This is a genomic window from Pseudaminobacter soli (ex Li et al. 2025), from assembly GCF_003012705.1.
Taxonomy (GTDB): Bacteria; Pseudomonadota; Alphaproteobacteria; order Rhizobiales; family Rhizobiaceae; genus Pseudaminobacter; species Pseudaminobacter soli.
In genome coordinates this window covers 1-1,949 of the sequence record NZ_PXYL01000051.1, presented here as the reverse complement: position 1 = coordinate 1,949, position 1,949 = coordinate 1, and the positions used below count along the sequence as shown (strand labels likewise).

General features: G+C 71.6%; 4 protein-coding genes. All 4 read right to left on the bottom strand.

Annotation, left to right across the window (positions count from 1 at the left end; translation table 11 throughout):
* A partial coding sequence (locus C7I85_RS30135) for a hypothetical protein (RefSeq protein WP_106727662.1) occupies positions 1 to 353 on the bottom strand: 353 nt, incomplete at its 3' end.
* An 86-nt stretch (positions 354 to 439) separates the two neighbouring features.
* Positions 440 to 931 carry a chemotaxis protein CheD gene (locus C7I85_RS30130; protein ID WP_106727663.1) on the bottom strand — a complete coding sequence of 164 codons (492 nt, stop codon included), beginning with the start codon at positions 929 to 931 and terminating at the stop codon, positions 440 to 442.
* 32 nt (positions 932 to 963) lie between these two features.
* Complete coding sequence (locus tag C7I85_RS30125; protein ID WP_106727661.1) at positions 964 to 1,353, bottom strand: response regulator; 390 nt, start codon at positions 1,351 to 1,353, stop codon at positions 964 to 966.
* Between the two features lie 2 nt (positions 1,354 to 1,355).
* A partial coding sequence (locus tag C7I85_RS30120) for a chemotaxis protein CheB (RefSeq protein ID WP_280954434.1) occupies positions 1,356 to 1,949 on the bottom strand: 594 nt, incomplete at its 5' end.

Below are 1,949 nucleotides of genomic sequence, written 5' to 3'. Positions count from 1 at the left end.
TCGTGCGGGGTGTGTCCGGCGAGGCGGGTGGCGAGGTCGGCGAGCGTGATGGCGGCGAGGGCTTGGTGGGCGTCGAGCTGCCAGTCGGGCGGGGCGGTCTCGGCGATGGCGGCGAGGAAGCCGGCAAGGGCGCGCAGCTTTTGTTCGATGTGGTCGATGCCCTGCAGGGCTTGCAGGTAGTCCGGGTCGGGCGCGGTCGCGGAGCCCGCGGCGGTGGCCGTGTGGGCTGCGGCGAGCGGATGCAGCCGGTTCACGTCCACGGCCATGGCGGTGAGTTCGGCGCTGACGCGGTGGAGCAGCTCTGCGGCTGGCGTGAGGGCGGGCGTCGAAGGCTGGCTGGCGGGTGCGGACATGGGGCGATGACCTTTTGCGGCTGGGGCGCGGCGTATGGGGGAGGCAGGCGACCGGCGGCGGAAGTCCGGTTTGCGCCGGCCGCGGCTCAGAAGAACTCGACGGCGCCACTCGGCGGCGGCGGCGGGGCGGGGGCGGCGAGGCCGGGGTCGCCCTTGAGCAGCGCCTGGCGGGCGCGGCCGGAGACCGGCCAGTATTCGATGCGGCGGCCGCGCTCGCCGCCGAGGTCGCCGCCGACCACCGCGATGCCCTCGTGGCGCAGGAAGCCTTTTGCGAATTCGGCGTTGAGGGCGCCGATGTCGGACAGGCCCTCGAGGGTTCTGGCGCCGCCGAACAGCTTGGCCTCGAGCCGCTGGCGCTGGGCGCCGCGCGCCAGAAGCCCGTTGACCAACAGCTCCATCAGGTGGACGCCGTAGCGCTCGGCGTCCTGGCGGGCGGCGCCGAGCGTGCCGGGCAGCAAAAAGTGGTTCATGCCGCCGACGCGCGCCTGCGGATCGCGCAGGCAGGCGGCGACGCAGGAGCCGAGCAGGGTGGTCAGCACCACCTCGCTTCTATCGACGACATAAAACTCGCCGCGCATGACGGTGATGCGCTGGGCGACGGCTTCCTTGGTCACCTGAGGTCCCCGACGATCTGCTCGATGGCGCGCTTCAGCTGCGCGGTGGTGAACGGCTTGGTCAAATAGTTGTTGACGCCCAGCGCCGCGGCGCGCTCGAGCAAAGCGCGGTCGGTCTTGCCGGTCAGGATGATGAACGGCGTGTTGCGGGTCGGGGCGTAGGAGCGGATCGCCTTCAAGAGCCCGAGGCCGTCGAGGTTGGGCATGTTGAAGTCGGAGATCACCAGGTGCTGCGGCTGCGCCATGATGGTGCGCAGCGCATGCTCGCCGTCCTTGGCCAGGGTGATCTGGCGGATGCCCATGTCCTGCAGCGATTCGGAGATCAGGATGCGGCTGGTGGTGGTGTCGTCGACGACGAGAACCTTGAAGTGTTGCAGGAAAGACATCGTTAGCTCCGTCCATTGGAAGGTGCCCGGGTCAGCCCGAGCAGGTGTGCGGGGATCTTGGCGAGCGGCAGCTGGCGCTCGACGGCGCCGGCCTCGAAGGCGGCGCGCGGCATGCCGTAGACGAGGCTGGTCGCCTCGTCCTGGCCGACGGTTGGCGCGCCGGCCTGGCGCAGCGCCAACAGCCCGGCGGCGCCGTCGCGGCCCATGCCGGTCAGGATGACGCCGACGGCGTTGCCGCCCAAGGTCTTGGCGAGCGAGGCAAACAGCACGTCGACCGACGGCCGGTGGCCGTTGACCGGCGCGCCGTCGCGCAGCCGGCAGCGCGCTGCTGTGGCGGTGCCGGCGACCTCGAGATGGGCGCCGCCGCCCGGCGCCAGGTAGACGTGACCGGGGAGAAGCGGGGCGCCGTCGACGGCCTCGCCGACCTCGGGCCGGCACAGCCGGTTGAGCCGCTCGGCGAAGCTCTTGGTGAACAGTGGCGGCATGTGCTGGGTGATGACGGTCGGCGGGCAGTTGGCGGGGAACTGGCTCAGGATGGTGAGCAGCGCCTCGACGCCGCCGGTCGAGGAGCCGATGGCGACGACGCGGCCGTTCGG

Coding starts and splice junctions, on each gene's coding strand:
- C7I85_RS30130 (WP_106727663.1), bottom strand. CDS start 931: ATGCGCGGCGAGTTTTATGTCGTCGATAGAAGCGAGGTGGTGCTGACC.
- C7I85_RS30125 (WP_106727661.1), bottom strand. CDS start 1,353: ATGTCTTTCCTGCAACACTTCAAGGTTCTCGTCGTCGACGACACCACC.